We start from the raw sequence: 16208 nt of genomic DNA, 5'->3' as shown, positions 1-16208 counted from the left end.
CCTCGGGTTCGCCTACAGAATATTCACCGCCCGCGCCGCCAGCAGCGCCACTGTTGCGAATGAGATGAGCGCCTGAACCATCATCAGCATCTTCGCCCATCGCGAAAGGACCGGGGAGTCAGTCGGAGAAAATGCCGTGCTGGTATTGAACGCGAGAAACAGATAGTCAATGAAGCCGGGGCTCCAGTATTGCTCGCCCATCTCTCGCTTGGCCGCTTGATCAAGCGTCATCTGGGGAAAAAGAAATGCCCCATCCGTATGAACGCCGCGCACTTCACGAGCGTGCGGTCCTCCGGCATCAAGCCTCCAATACCACGAGGCAAAAACAAGGATATTAGCAATCCATAGCGCCCCCGCCGACTGCAGTAGCTCCTTTGGGGTTTCCCGGTGGCCAGGGAGCGCCGCCAGAAGCAGCCAGAGCGACCACGCCATATCGAGCGTGACAACGGACGTCAGCACATAACCCAGCACCCGGTTAACCCCGTAACTGCCTCGACGACGCGCCCACTCCGTCGGGACCAGCAGGACTCCGACAACAACCAGCAACAGCCAGCGTGGGCCGATCTTCAGGCCATCTGGCAGAGCAAAGCGCAGACTGCCGATCGCAAAGAGCGCTAGAACCGCAGGCCAGCGCGGCTCCCGATTGGCAGACGGGCGCGTTGAAGGGGGCGGGGTAAAATCTGGAGGCAGGTTCATCAAAAATTAGCTTATGCGCACCGCGGGAGGACAGCTATCATTGAATCGCTGACATCCGTCAAAGAATCAAATGTAAGGTCACAACCTGGCCACCCGAAGTGCTATGAAGAAATACAAATTGCTGCTTGCAAGCCTCTTTATCGCCGGCGCTGCTCCGGTGTATGCCCAGATTTCTCCCGCCCCGGAGACGGCCCAGACTGCTGAAGTACAGCAGTTTCAAAAGCTTGAGGACCAATGGAGCATCGCGGAAGTAAAGCGCGATCAGTACACGATGGAGCTATTGCTCTCCCCGGTCTACGTCGGCATTTCATCCAAGGGCGATATCTCCACGCGCAACCAGCAGATTGCAGCACTTTTCGACCGCACGAGTGCAGAACTCACCTCCATGGAACAAAAAGTGGTCAGCGTGCGCACCTTCGGCGATCTTGCTGTAGTGGAGGGCACCTACATCCTCAAGCACCACGAGAACGGTAATACCATCGAAGACCGCGGAATTTTTACTCATGTGTTTCAAAAGATTCGTAGCAACTGGCTCTGTGTTAACGCCCAGCGAACTCTCGTAGTGCAGCAATCCGACGAAAAACCCGCGAAGATATCGAAGAAGAGTGACGCTCCTCTGCCATTCCATATCCCCTTGCTGCATAAGGGGTCAACTTCAAATACCCAAGCCAACACCAATGTAGAGCAACAACCGCAGTAGGAGATTTATCTGCGCCTAAGCGGGTGTTTCGGCTTGCCTTCGCCCCTGAATCTCTATATACACATTCACCAGCGTCAACGCTGCTGGAGTGACCCCAGGGATGCGACTTGCCTGCCCTATCGTGTGGGGCCGGATGTGCGCCAGCTTCTCCTGCATCTCCCGCGAGAGCCCGCTGACGGCCTTGTAATCAAACCACTCTGGTATAGCGCGGCCTTCGGCCTTTTTCAGCTTTTCAATTGCCTTTCGCTGCTGGTCGAGGTAGCCTGCATACTTTATTTCCGTCTCGACAGATTTCAGCTCATTGCGAACCTGGGCACTCAACACCTCGGCATGCCGCCATGTCGCGAAGACAGGCTCATCGCCGAAATCGTCGCGGAGCAGAGAATAGAGAGCCTCGATCGTGATCTCAGGCCGTTTCAGCAGTTGCGCATAGGTCTGTCCCGCCACGCTGCCGAGGCCCGGAATTGCGGCTTCCACTCCTGTCGCATTGACCTTCTTCGTGGCCAGCAGTTTTTCCAGAGCCACCGCCCGGGACTGCTTCGCTTCGTAATCTTCCCATGCTGCATTGCCAATTAGTCCCAACCTGCGACCATGCGGCGTCAGCCTGCGATCTGCATTGTCTATCCTGAGGTGCAGCCGGAACTCCGCCCGCGAGGTAAACATCCTGTACGGTTCGTTCGTACCCTTGCTGATAAGGTCATCGATAAGGATACCCGTGTAGGCCTCTGTGCGATCGAGAGTAAATGGCGCGTCTTCGCGCACCTTGAGCGCTGCGTTTATGCCCGCCATAAGCCCCTGGCAGGCCGCCTCCTCGTACCCTGATGTTCCGTTGATCTGCCCAGCAAGATAGAGCCCACTAAACTTTTTCACCTTGAGGGAACGGTCGAGTTCCGTCGGGTCTATGGCGTCATATTCAATCGCATAGCCAGGGCGCAGCATCTCGGCATTCTCGAGGCCGGGAATGGAGCGCACGATCTGCCACTGCACCTCCATCGGCAGTGAAGTAGACATGCCGTTCACATAGACTTCATGAGTATTCAACCCCTCCGGTTCAAGGAAGAACTGGTGCTGCTCCTTATCGGGGAAGCGCACAACCTTATCTTCAATCGACGGGCAGTAGCGAGGTCCGGTCGCGGTAATCTGCCCCGAATACATCGGCGAACGCGAGACGTTTTCGCGGATTATGCGTAATGTCTCTGGCGTCGTATAAGCGATGTGGCAGGAGACCTGCCGTTGTGGCAGTGTTTTCGTGCGAAAGCTGAAGGGTGTAGGATCGGCATCGCCCGGCTGCTCCTCAAAACGTGCCCAATCGATCGTCCTGCCGTCAAGACGCGGCGGAGTCCCCGTTTTCAGACGGCAGCCACGCAGTCCCAATGCTTTGAGCGCCTCGCCTAGCAGGACAGCAGCCGGCTCGCCCGATCGACCTGCCGGGTAGTTCTCCTCTCCGCAGTGAATCAGCCCATTCAGAAAAGTTCCCGTAGTGATGACCGTTGCTCCGGCCAGAATGGTCCTGCCATCGCGGAGCTTGAGACCCAGCACGCGGTCCTCTTCCAGCATGAGCCCGATAACCTCAGCCTGCTTGATGAACAGTCCACGCTGCGACTCAAGCACCTCGCGCATCTTCACGCGATACTGCTGCTTGTCGCATTGCGCCCGCGGTGACCAGACCGCCGGCCCGCGCGATGTATTGAGCAGTCGAAACTGAATACCTACAGCATCGGCAACCTCCCCCATGATGCCGCCCAGCGCATCCACTTCACGGACAAGATGCCCCTTGGCAATGCCACCAATCGCAGGGTTGCAGGACATCTGCGCAATCAGGTCAAGGTTCAGAGTAAAGAGCGCCGTCCGCAGCCCCATCCGGGCCGCCGCCATCGCCGCCTCGCAGCCGGCATGCCCAGCGCCAACCACAGCGATGTCGTATTGTTCCGTAAATGCCATACAGTTCCATTTTAGCTGGGTGAAGAACGCGAGATAAGCGCCACTCGCAAAAAGCGACTTCTCTCTACCGCTTCAGCCGATGCCATCCAAAGGCAAGCGGGAATGCAATCCCTATTGCCCAGTGGCCGATGGATAGCATTGGCCTTATCCGTTCATCGCCAACGTAGTAGAGCAGGAAGCCACTAAGAGTGAGCCATGCGAATACGGCCGTCAGCATGGCTCCTGACGAACGCCGTCGCTTGTAGGGCCAGGCCTTCGTCACATGGACTCCCCACATCAGGCCGAAGATCCAGGTGGCCGCGAAGGCAAATGCACCATGAATCTTAAGCCACCAAGGCTCCAGCGGATTTACCTGTGGCCCGAACTCACCCTGCTCCACAAAAAAATAGTGGAACAGCAGCCAAAGACCGCCGGATAGCCACGCGCCAATCCCGATGATGTACAAGCCCCAGCGTCTTGAGCGGCCAAGACCGCCTGAGTTTCCGACTGAAGCGCTCATCCTGCATCCTCTCTGGCCGGAAGATGCATCCATCCGCCACCTGGATCAAAGACATGAGCCGTTGCCCCAAACTGCCGCAACAGATTGGCACTCTGTGCTCCCTGCGCCATCACTACTTTGGTAAGCGCGTCTGCTACAACACAGTGATCTGCCACAACACAGACAAAGCGGTCGGTCCACGAGGTGGTGCGATCCGCCCCGTCCAGATGCGGGCCGCGTAACTTCCCACCTATGCACCTCTTTCGCTGCCAGCCGCAACTGCTGGCTACACTCCCATTCGTCAACTCCACGACAGCTGCAGTACCGGGACTTTCAACCTGTAGACGGATGAGTTCAGTTCGGTTGCCCTGGACACGGATATCCCCTCCTGCGTTCACGACACAGTGCTCCGCACCGCGCTCCAGCAGGCATTCGATAGCCTTATCCACCGCGTAACCTTTTGCGATGCCGCCGAGATCAATCCAGAGAGGGCGGTGAAAGAGCACCTGCCCTTTGGGCAGCAGTTCAATATCCCGCCAGGAGCCCGAGGGTGAGGTCACCGAGCCGCAGGGAGACGGCAGCAGCCCCCACTCGACCAGTTCTGCCCCCACCGAAATATCGAAGCAGCCATGCGACAGGCTCGCAAATCGCTGCGCCCACTGCAGCACGGCAAAGGTGGAAGGATGCACAGTCACAGCCCTTAGTGTGCCCTCGCGATTGAGCCGGGTTACGTCGCTGTCTGCCTCATGAAAACTCATCAACCGATGGACAATCGCAGTGTGCTCGAACGCTGCAGTGATAGCGCTGTTTGCCTCTACGGCGTCCAATCCCTCGACCCGGATACTTACATAGGTGCCGAGCCACGGCTGTGTGCGTTCAACGATCATTTTGCTTGAGCGCAATTTCATAGGTGACCAGCAGGCGCTGCACTCCATCAGTGATGTGTTTGCACGAGAGCGTCGCGCCTGAGATGTTGCGGATATTCCGGCCTAATTGGAGCCGAGTACCTGAATCTTTCCCCTGGAACTGTGCCCGCCATGCCGGCTCGCGAATCTGTCCTCCGTAGGCTTCCCGGTATTCGAGAATCTCCACACTCCTCACCCGCCCCTTGTCATCGAGAGCAAGCGCAAAGGGGATGTATTCGTGCTTGCCTACCACCTCATCGACAAGGAACCATCCGCCTGTGGAGACGCGCCACGCCTTCACCTCTCTATTCCTCACATCCACCCCTGAGGCATGTTGAATAGCTTTAACCTGAGCCTCGCTCAGTGTCTTGAAGTCAGGCTGAAACGATGCCCCCGGAAACATCAGAGCCTGCGCCTGCTCCACCGAAAGATAAGTAGCAGCGTAAGCTGCGCCACCCTGAATTGCGATTGCAGCGAGCGGCAACAAGAAGAATGTTGATTTCATATTCACCCTAGAAGTACCAGCCGAATTTCACCCGCACGCGATATTTTTCAAAGTCGTTATCGATGATTCGCCCACCGACCAATGCACCTGGAACAGTGTCTACATGCCTGCCAGCCCAGGGCATCTGCTCGTCAAAGTTGGTCGTGACGAAGAAATTTTTGCCCGCATAGTGAAGCGTGGGGCCAAGGTAATATCCACTGTTCGATTCGTGCGTGAAGTTGTAGCTGTTGAATTCCCGCTCGTTGAAGATCTCAAAAGCTGCCGACCAGTTGCGGATGAACCGATACGACGCGCCGAGATCAATGTTGGCGTCGGTTTCCTCCTGTATCTCTTTTCGGGAGGGGTTCTCATCCTCCCGCAACCGCCGCCACTCAGGCGCATACGTCATGTTGGCAGCCAATACCAGCCTATCGTCGCGGTAGTTCTTCTGGAAGATCAACTTGCTTTCCGATTCTATGAATCCAGCGCCAAATGTAGGCTCTTCATAGATCGCAAAACCAAGAGGGTGGGTGTAAGGACTCACCAGGCGGTAGATCGCTTCGCCCGAGACGCCGATAAACTTCGTCGCGTTGAATCGATCGTTCGGTCCGGGCGTGTAATAGGAAAACTGCTCCGCCGGTGTAGTCTCTCCAAATGGACCGTTATGGTAGGCCGCAGTTGAGTCATAAGTTTCGTAGATTGCGAGCTGCAGCCGGTCGCTGAATCCATACTCTTGCTCTGTTCTGTTTTCCTGCAGCCAGAACTGGCCGCCTGGCGCCTTATGAAACCGCGTCGTAGACCACTGCTCCAACTCAACCTTGCCCTTCGGGAGCAAGTCGGTCGTATACGAGAAGCCGAAAAGCGGTTCATCTGCATGAAGCGCTGCAGGCGAAAGGCAGAGGAGGAGCATACCCACAAGCAGTTTTGCAAGGAGCGGACACCGGGGCTTGTCGCGTCTCTTCCTGGAAGAAACAGATGTCTTGGGCAGAGGCGCACGGGTGCGCACGGGAACACGAGGTTGATCAGTCATGAGACCTTTCTTGAACGTTAAGGCCGAATGACTGTACTCTGGGTCCAGTCGTCAGCCATCAGGTTGTCGATTTCAGACCCTCGCGGAGCTTCGCCAAAAGTCAGCCGCGGGGGTCTCCTCTATATTTCTTGAAAAACTTTCATCCGGCTCTTATCCCAACAGGATGAATGGGTTGCAGTCATCTGCCAGCTTTCCTAATATGCAACCGGGCGCTGTTTACAACCGTTATCTGAACACGAGATTAAAAATACGACATAATCGGTCGGATATCAAGCCTCTGATAATAGCTCATCGGGAAATAGTGCATGCATCAGGTTCGCATCTGCCAGACACTGGAACCCTCGTGCACGTGATGCTTATTTTCTTCAGCGGCAACTTCAGGTATCTTGACTGCTTGCACTAGAGGTGAACCTTGGACCGTCGTGAATTTGTGAAGACCAGTGGAAGTCTCCTTGCCGCTGCTGCCGTAAACAAGTCTGCCTTTGCTAAGAAAGCACCTGCGGAAGCGCCGCAAGCAAACGGCCGCACCATCCTGCCGATGAATCGCAATTGGCGCTACCACCCGTCGGTTGTTGCAGGCGGTCATGAGGTTGGCTTTGATGACTCCTCATTTACTGAAGTGATTGTGCCGCATACGAATATCGCACTCCCGTGGCACGCCTTCGATGACAAAGATTACGAATTCATTTCACTCTATCGGCGACATTTTAAGGTTCCGGAAAGTGCCCAGGGGAAACGAGTCTTTGTAGATTTTGAAGGCGCTATGACGGCCTCCACCGTCTGGATCAACGGCACCAAGGTCGGCGAATACAAGGGTGGCTATACGCCGTTTTCCTTTGAACTTACGCCGCACCTGAATGCAAACGGTGACAATGTACTTGCCGTCGATCTGGACTCCACCGAGCGGGCAGACATTCCGCCATTTGGCTACCAGATCGACTACATGACCTTTGGCGGTATCTATCGCGAAGTTACGCTGCGCATCGTGCCGCAGACCTTTATCGAAAACATCTTTGCTCGCCCAGCGAATGTAATGAGCGGCGCTCCGTCTCTCGATGTCGATTGTTTTCTTTCCACTGCGGAGGGTACGCACGAACCGCTGATTCTCGAAGCGACACTTCTCGACACCGATCGTGAGATTGCCCACGCAACTCAGAAACTGCCAAAGCTCGCCCCATCTGCCGATGTAGTCAAACATACCGTCTCCATGTCGAACCTGAGCGGCATCAAACGCTGGGATCTCGACACGCCAAATCTCTACACCGTACGCGTGCGTCTTCTCCGCGGAGCGACTGTGGTGGATGAGGACACGCGCCGTACAGGCTTCCGCGAAGCCACCTTCACGGATCATGGCTTCCAGCTGAACGGAAGGATCATCAAGCTGCGTGGACTGGACCGCCACCAGACCTTTCCCTTTGTGGGGCAGGCAATGCCCGCTCGTGTGCAGCGGCGCGACGCCTACATCCTGCGCAAGGAGCTGCACTGCAACATCGTCCGCACCTCTCACTATCCTCAATCGCGCCACTTCCTGGACGCCTGCGACGAGTATGGCCTGCTAGTTCTGGAGGAGATTCCGGGTTGGCAACATATCGGCGACAAATCCTGGCAGGACGTCTCAGTGGATAACGTACACCGCATGATCACGCGCGACTGGAACCATCCTTCGATCATTCTTTGGGGAGTGCGCATCAACGAGTCTCGCGATGACCACGACTTCTATACGCGCACAAATGCGATGGCTCACTCGCTTGACACCACGCGACAGACGGGCGGCATTCGAAACTTCCAGGAGTCCGAATTCCTCGAAGACGTCTTCACAGTGAACGACTTTGGCTGGCCGTTGAAGGCTCCTAACCACTCCCGCTATCTAAACACGGAATTTGTCGGCCACACTTATCCGGTCAAGCAATTCGACGATGACGAGAGGCATCGCGAGCATACTCTCCGCCACGCGCGGATTCATGACCAGCTCGCCTCTAATCCGCAATACGCGGGTGGCATCGGCTGGTGCGCCTTCGACTACAACACACATGATGACTTCGGCGCGGGCGACCGTATCTGCTATCACGGAGTCGCGGACATTTTCCGCGAGCCAAAGCCTGCAGCCGGCTTCTACAAATCGCAGTGTGACCCTTCAGAAGAGATTGTGCTTGAACCGGCCTTTCACTGGGCCTCGAGCGATGAGGCAGTAGGATTTCACATTGCGATGGTCTGCTCTAACTGCGATCAGTTGAAACTCTATGTAAAGAACGATGGAGTTTGGCAGTACGTAATGGATGCAGAGCCTGACCGTAAGCAGTTTCCACACCTCAAGTACGCACCCTACACCATTGACATCAACACTAATCATCACGAGGCGAAATGGGGGGACTTGCGCATCGACGGATACATTGCCGGCAAGCAGGTGATCTCAAAGAGCTACTCCGGCCGGGGCGTTGACCAGAAGTTTGTGCTGCTCGCGGACGATACCGAACTTAACGCCGATGGCGCGGATACGACGCGCGTAGTCTTTCGCGTTACCGATGAGTACGGCGCGATCCGTCCCTATGCAAATGATCCGATTATTCTTACACTCGATGGGCCAGTCTCCATGATTGGAGATAACCCCTTTGCCCTGGTAGGCGGGCGGGGGGCCGTCTGGATACGAGCGAAGCAGCAGGCAGGCACCGTGACTTTGACAGCGAAGCATCCACGGCTCGGAACTCAAAAGGTAACGATAAAGGTAAACGAAGCACCCAGCGAAACAATTTGACCCCCTGGAAAACAAGGAGGAGACGTTGTAGCGCCTCCTCCCTGTTTTGTATCAACCAAAGCTCTGCGTTCGCTTAACTCTTCAAAGCTGTACGGATGTGCAGTTCGCGAAGTTGCATATCGCTGACTGGGGTAGGTGCATCCACCATCAGGTCAATAGCCTTGGCGGTCTTGGGGAAGGCAATCACCTCACGCAGGCTCGATGCCCCGGCGAGAATCATAACTAGCCTGTCTAGGCCAAGGGCGATTCCTCCATGAGGAGGCGTTCCATACTCCAATGCTTCCAGAAAGAAGCCAAATCGCGACTTTGCCTCTTCGTCAGACATTCCGAGAGCTCGGAAGATCTCCTGCTGCACAGCTTTTTGATGAATACGAATCGAGCCTGAACCTAGTTCCAGGCCGTTCATGGCAAGGTCATAGTAGCGGGCCCGCACACTGGCGGGGTCTGACACCAGACGATCCATATCTTCCTCGTGTGGAGAGGTGAATGGATGATGGGACGGCATCCAGCGGCCTGTCTCCTCGTCAAGTTCAAACATCGGAAAGTCTGTGACCCAGATGGGCCGGAAGGCTGCCGAGCCATCTACCTGCCCTGCGTCGCGTTCCGGTGAACCGACTACTTGCTCCGTCACCGCAAACGCTCCGTGCCGCACTGCATACTTTCTGGCCAGCTCCACGCGGAAGTTGCCAGCGGCAGAATAGACGGCGATCTCCCGTTCAGAGAGTCGCCCGGCGCTTTTCGTATCACTCATGCGCAACTGCGCGGTCGCATCCCCGGCTACCAGCACCACCAGATCATCTGACTGGGCGCCTGTTACCTCCCGGATCTTGTTAACAGCGTCGGGGAAGGACTTTTCAAGGCGCTTGAGGTCATCGATCAGCTTCGCGCCCTTACGAGAGTCGAAGAGCGGCCGATTGTCATCGCGTTCCTTGCGGGAGAGCTCGCCTACCTTCGGAATGCGCACAGCCACGATTGGCAATCCTGGCGAAATCGCCAGTGTTTCAAGGTCATTCGCGGCGAAGGCGAACTTCACGTCAGTCAGACCAGGAAGGCGAAGGTCCGGCTTGTCAATGCCGAACTGGCGCATAGCCTCGTCGTAGGTGATCTGCGGAAACGGCGTCGGCAACTTAATACCAACTGCCGCAAAAGCTGCCGCGAGAAATCCTTCAACCACTCGGAAAACCGTCTGCTGCTGCGGGAAGGTCATCTCCAGATCAATCTGGGTAAATTCAGGCTGACGATCGGCGCGGAGGTCCTCATCGCGGAAGCAGCGCGCGATCTGGAAGTAGCGATCAAAGCCGGAGATCATGAGTATCTGCTTGAAAAGCTGGGGCGACTGCGGTAACGCGTAGAACTCGCCTGCATGCACCCGGCTGGGCACGAGATAATCACGTGCACCCTCGGGCGTAGAGCGCGTCATAAAAGGCGTCTCTATCTCATAAAAGCCCTGGGATGACAGATACTGCCGCACAGCAAGCGCGACCTTGTGGCGGACGGCAAAGTTATGTTGCATCTCCGGACGGCGCAGGTCGAGGTACCGATACTTCAGGCGAACCTCTTCGTTCCCTATCGCATCTTCGGCTGGAGAAAACGGGGGAACCTTCGAGTCATTCAACAGCCGGATTTCACTCGCAACAATCTCGACTTCTCCCGTCGGCATCTTGGGGTTGATGACGTCCTTGCCACGCAGCCTGACCTTGCCAATGGCAGCGATAACATACTCCGGGCGTGCCTGCTCAGCCTTAAGGTGAGCCTCCGCTCCCAAGTCTTTATCGAGTACAACCTGGGCGATCCCCGTGCGATCCCGCAGATCCAGAAAAATGAGATTGCCATGGTCGCGGCGTCGGTTAACCCAGCCCAGCAGCACAACTTCTTTTCCTGCGTCTGCTGCGCGTAATTCGCCGCAGGTATGAGTGCGTTCCAGCGTTCCTAATAAGTCCAGCAATGTTTAATCCTTACTCTTTCGATGGCTTGACCAGCTCAGCGCGTGCGATCTTGGACTGCTCGCCCGAGGCGAAGTCCTTCACCGTCAGAATACCGGACTGCTGCTCGTCCTCGCCGAGAAGAATGATTTTCCGCGCAAGCTTGTTCCCGGTCTCGAACGACTTCTTCAACCGGAAGCTGCCGTCGCCTACTTCGATACGCAACCCGGCCTGGCGCAATGCGCGGGCCAGTTCAAGAGCCGGTGCATTCAGCGATTCGCCCAGAGGAGCAATGAAGTAGTCGGCGAGTTCAGCCTCGCGTGCAGATAGCGCCGCAAGAGTTAAAACCAGCCGGTCTTCTCCCATCGCGAAGCCAATTCCCGGAGCCTTCGGCCCTCCCAGCATCTCAGAGAGTCCGTCGTAACGCCCCCCCCCAAGCAGCGCATTCTGGGCGCCAAGCCCATCATGCGTAAACTCGAAGGTCGTCCGCGTGTAGTAGTCCAGACCTCGAACAAGCCGGGGGTTGATCTCATACTTGACCCCGCAGGCGGCGAGCGCCTCACAGACGGCGGTGAAGTGTGCGCGGGAAGCATCGTCGAGAAAATCGGCAATCTGTGGCAGCGTGTCGATAATCGGCTGGTCCTCGGGCACCTTACAGTCGAGCACGCGCAGAGGGTTCGTCTCCGCACGGCGCTGGCAATCGCCGCACATCTGCGCAACCTTGTCCTTGAGCGCCTCGCGCAGTGCAGCGATGTAACGCGGCCGGTCGCTGGCAGACCCTACGGAGTTGAGAGCGAGCGTCCAGCCGGTGATGCCAAGTTCATCCAGCAGTGTGGCCAACATCTCCAGCACCTCTGCATCCCGCAGCGGCGATTCTGATCCGGCGCTGTGCGGGCCGATCACTTCGGCCCCTATCTGATAGAACTGGCGATAGCGGCCCTTCTGCGGACGCTCGCGTCGGAATTGCGGCCCAATGTAGTAGAGCTTCTGCAGCATTCCCGTCTCACCTAGCTTGTGCTCAATGTAGGCGCGGACAACCCCCGCCGTATTTTCCGGCCGAAGCGTGAGGGATTGTGCTTTTTCAGACTGCGCTCGAGCGCGGTCCTCCCACGTGTACATTTCCTTTGAGACGATGTCGGTTTCCTCCCCGACTCCGCGCGCAAAGAGCTGAGTGTCTTCAAAAATGGGTGTGCGAATCTCTCCGAAGTTATAACGCGCAAAGACGCGGCGCGCTGTAGCTTCGATGTGATTCCAGAGTGCAGTTTCGGGCGGCAGCAGGTCGCGGGTGCCGCGCACCGCTTTCAGAGTGCTCATTGCTTTCAGTTAGCCTTGACTTCCAGAGTAACAAAGCCCGGCGCCAACCGAGCGATCTTGGCACAGTCGACGTAAAAAAGCCCCGTGCGGCGAACTAGCTGCGAACGCCGAACGGGGCCGATTCACTATCCTGCGCGATCAGAAGCTGTATCGCAGTGAAAACTGCATCTTCCTGGGCTGAGATAATGTTGCGCTATAAACGCCCAGCGTGCCACTTCCATACTGAGTATTCAGATAGCTTGGATTGGTATCGAATCGAACAGAGTTGGTCACGTTGAAAACTTCCCAATCGAAGCGGATGCTTTGGCTCTCTTTGATCGGCCAGGTCTTTGCGAGACCTGAATCTATAGAAAAATAGCCGTCGCCACGGAAGGGATTGCGCTGACCTGCTTCACCAGGATACGGCAGGCGCAGATTCAGCTGGCTCACCGATGGATCCTGCTGGAAGACCTGCGGGTTGCCATTCGCATCCCGATGCCGATGCGTCAGGACCGGGCCTGTTTCCACCATCGCACTTTCCTGCTGGTAGTTGGTAGCCCATCCTGGCGCGAAGACACTGAACGGCAGACCGCTTGTCCAGCGGTAAAGACCTGACCATTGCCAATTGCCGAGGATGCCATTTTCCAGCCGATCTAAGCCGCCCCCGTAGCGCATGCCCTTACCTACAGGAAGCAGGTAGACCCAGTTGGCAGTTACATTATTGGCAGTATCAAAGTCAGAAACTCCCTTGTTAAGCTTCGGCTGAAAACTGTTGATAATTTCGCTGAACCCTCCCATGCCGTTACCTGCGATTTCGCTCATACGCTCTGCATCCGACCCCAGATCGAGCGATTTCGAAAACGTGTAACTGAGGTTCAGTTCGAGGCCATGGGTACTCGGGTGATTCAGGATGAACTGTACAGCGTTGTAACTGCTTGTTCCTATGCTTGACCACGCATACAGCGATGAGAACTGCTGCTGGTAGTAGCGGAAGGACTGGGGTCCGCACCCTATGCCACCATTTGCAGGCAGGCAGTTGGGATACACGTCCAGAAGCTGTAGAGCTGTAGTTTCATTGCCGCGGTAATATTGCCAGATATTCGAATAGATATTCTGCGTTGCACTCTGGCCGCCCCCTGCCAGGTACGGGAACAAATGTTCGAAATAAGGAATTGTGGGCACATTTGTCAGACCCTGATCGACATCTTTGGAAAGCTGCGTGGCAGCCCTGAAATAGTCGACACCGCTGCCATCCGTCAGATCAACGGGCTCGGCAAGGTCAAGTTGCTGCAGAAGATGCTTGCCAAAACGACCCACATAAGCGGTCTCGAAAGTGAAACCGCCTCCTACTTCCTTTTGGATCGAGAAGTCGATCGCCTCTGAGTAGGGCGTCTTGATGTGGTCATCTATTCCCCACGTGATCGCAAATGCGGAAGTCGGCGGCATGTAGGGATATGCAATCGACGATGGCTGCGCGAGGCCAGGGGGCAGCGCGGGAATGTTGCTGTATCCGCTGTAGCGTGGCGAGTTGTCAATCGAATAGTAGCTTGCCGGGGTGCTCACGCTGGTCGTCAGACCAAACGATCCATACTGGTCAAATGAATCTACAATCCCCTGTCCGAAGTGGTCGTAGTAGATGCCAAATCCCCCTCGGATCGAAGTGGTCGCATTCGCAGCATAGGCAAATGCAACTCTAGGAGCTACATTGCCCCACTGCATCGGCCAGTAGGGCTTTCCTCCACGGGACTGCCCACCAGGTGCAAATACAAGATTTGGTTCATACGGCACACCGGCAACAGCATTCTCAGCGCGCTGCTTAAACCAGTTATGCACATCGATCGTTGGCGCCACCTGCTGGCCATTGACCTCATAAGGAGTCTGCAAGAAGCTGTGGCGAATGCCATAGGTCAATGTTAGTTTCGGGCTGACACGCCAGGAATCCTGAAGGTAGTACTCCATTTCATTCGCTTTGTAGTCGTGCTTAATAAAAGCGCCATCAGGATAAAGGGTTCCGTTTTGACCCGACCCGCTTACGTTGTAGTTGTACTGACCGTTGGTCTGCGGCACCAGTCCAACCATCATGGCAGCAGCTATGTTGTATGAATTACTGAAACCGCTGTATGGACCGCAACAAACAGCTGGATAGCCGAAGGCTGACGGGTCAAGGCTACCGCCTGTATTGGCAATCGCGCCACCCCCTTGAATCCAGTATTCGTTTGTAGTTGCACCGGAAAAAGAGTTCTGATTTGTATTGCGACTGTTATGAATAATTCGCCAGTTAGCGCCAAAGCCGAACGTATGTTTGTTCTTATTCCAGGAAAGATTGTCTACAAAATTATGAACGGGCACATGAACAATAAGACCGCGATTCTGGGCGACCGGCTGAGAAATAAACCGGAAATATACAACATCAGAGTTGAGCGTTCCGAGGTTGGAGTACCCCTGCCGAATATATCCGTAGCGAACATCGTTGACCATAGTTGGAGTGATAGTCCACGTGTCGCCCGCCGCAATACCCTTAGTGTTATCCACGAGGAAGTAGGATGGTGGCTGCCCAGGAAATTGAAGCGGTCCATCTGTCGTGTCCTTCTGCAGATTGCCGCGCACAAAAAGAAGATGTGCCTGAGTCGGCCGATAATCGAGTCGCACGATAGACGTATTCAAGCTAGCAGGACTTGGCGAGGAAAAGCTGTAGGAGCCGAAATTCAACCCATCGCCGAGTGCGGTGCCATTCGCGGTGGGATAATTTGCGAATTCCGAAAGAATATTAGGATTGTCACCACCGCCCCACGGGCAAGTTCCATTCCCCGCACAATTAGGATCCATAGTTGCAATCTGCGAGGGCGTTAACGTAACGTTGGGTCCTGCATTTACGCCATCAGGGCTCGATTGGTAAATAAGCTCGCCAGCCTTGAACGACGCGGTTGGGACCGTCTGCGTCTGTTGCACATTCTCTGCCGTGCGCTGTCCTTCATAGTTGCCAAAGAAGAAGAGTTTGTCCTTGATGATGTAGCCGCCAACATCCGCTCCAAAGGTGTTACGGATCAGCTTGCCAGGAATATTAGGCTGCCCACTGACGAACTGTGCCTGCTTATTGAACCAGTCATTCGCGACCGTAAAGGTAGGCCGGTGATATTCATAGAGCGTGCCGTGATAATTGTTTGTGCCGCTTTTAGTAACCAGGGTGACCTGCGCACCAGACGAGCGGCCTTCGGTAGCATTCGAGTTGCTCGTTGTTACACGGAATTCCTCGACTGAATCAAGCGTCTCACGAAGTACTCCTGTGAATGCATACCCCTGAGTCTGATCGTTGTCATCTAGACCATCCATGGTCACGTCGCCCTGATCCGAACGTCCTCCATTTACTGAGCCACTGCGACTATCAACGGCCTGATTGTTGTCATGACCTAGATAAACAACGCCGGGCTGGAGCGCGAGCAACTCAGGCACATTGCGACCTTCGCTTGGTAGCGCCTGAATCGTTACGTTATTGAAGGCATTTCCAAGGGTCGCATCAGTCGTATTCAGCGTTTCCGTCTCCGCGCTCACGTTTACCGTTTCCGAACTGGCATTCACCGAGAGCGTAAAGTTTACCGTTGCCGGCTGATTCACCAGCAGCTCAGCAATTTTCGACTGATCCGCAAAGCCGCTCGACGAGACGGTAATCGTAAACCGAGCCGGGTCGAGCTGTAAAAACTGATAGCCACCCTCGCCATCCGAGATAGTACTCTTCGTTAGACCTGTGCGCGCGCTGAGAATCGTCACCTTCGCGCCTGGTACAAGGGCTCCAGTAGAGTCTTTCACTGTACCGCGCAGAGATGTGGTAGCTGTTTGTGCATACAGCAGGCCCGGAACAGCCAGTAAAAACACGAATGCGAGTGCGAGAAACTTCTTCGTCACAATTCCCTCCGAAAAAAGTGCAAACAATGGACGACTGCTCCAGTGCGGTCGACCACTCCATCAATTGCGTTTCGTTTTAGGAGCCTAGTTCAGTGCGGGTGAGTGTT

Annotated in this window: 11 protein-coding genes; 2 read left to right on the top strand and 9 right to left on the bottom strand. The window is 55.5% G+C overall.

Annotation, left to right across the window (positions count from 1 at the left end; translation table 11 throughout):
• Nucleotides 1-12 precede the first annotated feature (12 nt).
• Nucleotides 13-696 (bottom strand): hypothetical protein, encoded by a 684-nt coding sequence (locus C7378_RS15420; protein WP_131998756.1) that lies wholly within the window; start codon nucleotides 694-696, stop codon nucleotides 13-15.
• 103 nt (nucleotides 697-799) lie between these two features.
• On the opposite strand from C7378_RS15420, the gene C7378_RS15415 reads away from it, so the two are divergent.
• Entirely contained in the window at nucleotides 800-1396 is a 597-nt protein-coding gene (locus tag C7378_RS15415; RefSeq protein ID WP_131998754.1) for a nuclear transport factor 2 family protein, read from the top strand.
• A 15-nt stretch (nucleotides 1397-1411) separates the two neighbouring features.
• On the opposite strand, the gene mnmG is transcribed toward C7378_RS15415, so the two are convergent.
• From mnmG to C7378_RS15390, 5 genes are all read right to left on the bottom strand, one after another.
• The gene (mnmG, locus tag C7378_RS15410) at nucleotides 1412-3337 is read right to left on the bottom strand and encodes a tRNA uridine-5-carboxymethylaminomethyl(34) synthesis enzyme MnmG (RefSeq protein WP_131998752.1); all 1926 of its coding nucleotides are present in this window, start codon (nucleotides 3335-3337) and stop codon (nucleotides 1412-1414) included.
• Between the two features lie 64 nt (nucleotides 3338-3401).
• Nucleotides 3402-3836 carry a hypothetical protein gene (locus C7378_RS15405; protein ID WP_131998750.1) on the bottom strand — a complete coding sequence of 145 codons (435 nt, stop codon included), beginning with the start codon at nucleotides 3834-3836 and terminating at the stop codon, nucleotides 3402-3404.
• On the bottom strand, nucleotides 3833-4702 hold the full coding sequence (locus C7378_RS15400) for an FAD:protein FMN transferase (RefSeq protein ID WP_165876839.1): 870 nt from the start codon (nucleotides 4700-4702) through the stop codon (nucleotides 3833-3835). The genes C7378_RS15405 and C7378_RS15400 overlap by 4 nt, the downstream gene beginning before the upstream one ends.
• Entirely contained in the window at nucleotides 4692-5225 is a 534-nt protein-coding gene (locus C7378_RS15395; protein WP_131998746.1) for an FMN-binding protein, read from the bottom strand. Before C7378_RS15395 ends, C7378_RS15400 begins: the two co-directional genes overlap by 11 nt.
• A gap of 7 nt (nucleotides 5226-5232) precedes the next feature.
• Nucleotides 5233-6120: a hypothetical protein gene (locus C7378_RS15390; protein WP_207901457.1), complete on the bottom strand. Its 888-nt coding sequence runs from the start codon at nucleotides 6118-6120 to the stop codon at nucleotides 5233-5235.
• Between the two features lie 526 nt (nucleotides 6121-6646).
• Between C7378_RS15390 and C7378_RS15385 the strand changes: the two genes are divergently transcribed.
• A complete protein-coding gene (locus C7378_RS15385; RefSeq protein ID WP_131998744.1) occupies nucleotides 6647-8986 on the top strand; it encodes a glycoside hydrolase family 2 protein in 2340 nt (779 codons plus the stop codon).
• 73 nt (nucleotides 8987-9059) lie between these two features.
• On the opposite strand, the gene aspS is transcribed toward C7378_RS15385, so the two are convergent.
• From aspS to C7378_RS15370, 3 genes are all read right to left on the bottom strand, one after another.
• Complete coding sequence (gene aspS / locus C7378_RS15380) at nucleotides 9060-10931, bottom strand: aspartate--tRNA ligase (protein WP_131998742.1); 1872 nt, start codon at nucleotides 10929-10931, stop codon at nucleotides 9060-9062.
• A 10-nt stretch (nucleotides 10932-10941) separates the two neighbouring features.
• Nucleotides 10942-12222 (bottom strand): histidine--tRNA ligase, encoded by a 1281-nt coding sequence (gene hisS, locus C7378_RS15375; protein ID WP_131998740.1) that lies wholly within the window; start codon nucleotides 12220-12222, stop codon nucleotides 10942-10944.
• A gap of 138 nt (nucleotides 12223-12360) precedes the next feature.
• On the bottom strand, nucleotides 12361-16101 hold the full coding sequence (locus C7378_RS15370; RefSeq protein WP_131998738.1) for a TonB-dependent receptor: 3741 nt from the start codon (nucleotides 16099-16101) through the stop codon (nucleotides 12361-12363).
• Between the last annotated feature and the right edge of the window lie 107 nt (nucleotides 16102-16208).

The sequence above is a fragment of the Acidipila rosea genome, from assembly GCF_004339725.1.
Lineage (GTDB): Bacteria > Acidobacteriota > Terriglobia > Terriglobales > Acidobacteriaceae > Acidipila > Acidipila rosea.
The sequence above is the reverse complement of the archived record's forward strand: the minus strand, read 5'-3'. Positions and strand labels throughout refer to the sequence as shown.

What these genes read in the sequence shown, in the direction of transcription:
- C7378_RS15400 (WP_165876839.1), bottom strand. Translation starts at nt 4,702, where the DNA reads ATGATCGTTGAACGCACACAGCCGTGGCTCGGCACCTATGTAAGTATC.
- C7378_RS15405 (WP_131998750.1), bottom strand. Translation starts at nt 3,836, where the DNA reads ATGAGCGCTTCAGTCGGAAACTCAGGCGGTCTTGGCCGCTCAAGACGC.
- C7378_RS15415 (WP_131998754.1), top strand. Translation starts at nt 800, where the DNA reads ATGAAGAAATACAAATTGCTGCTTGCAAGCCTCTTTATCGCCGGCGCT.
- C7378_RS15420 (WP_131998756.1), bottom strand. Translation starts at nt 696, where the DNA reads ATGAACCTGCCTCCAGATTTTACCCCGCCCCCTTCAACGCGCCCGTCT.
- C7378_RS15395 (WP_131998746.1), bottom strand. Translation starts at nt 5,225, where the DNA reads ATGAAATCAACATTCTTCTTGTTGCCGCTCGCTGCAATCGCAATTCAG.
- mnmG (WP_131998752.1), bottom strand. Translation starts at nt 3,337, where the DNA reads ATGGCATTTACGGAACAATACGACATCGCTGTGGTTGGCGCTGGGCAT.
- hisS (WP_131998740.1), bottom strand. Translation starts at nt 12,222, where the DNA reads ATGAGCACTCTGAAAGCGGTGCGCGGCACCCGCGACCTGCTGCCGCCC.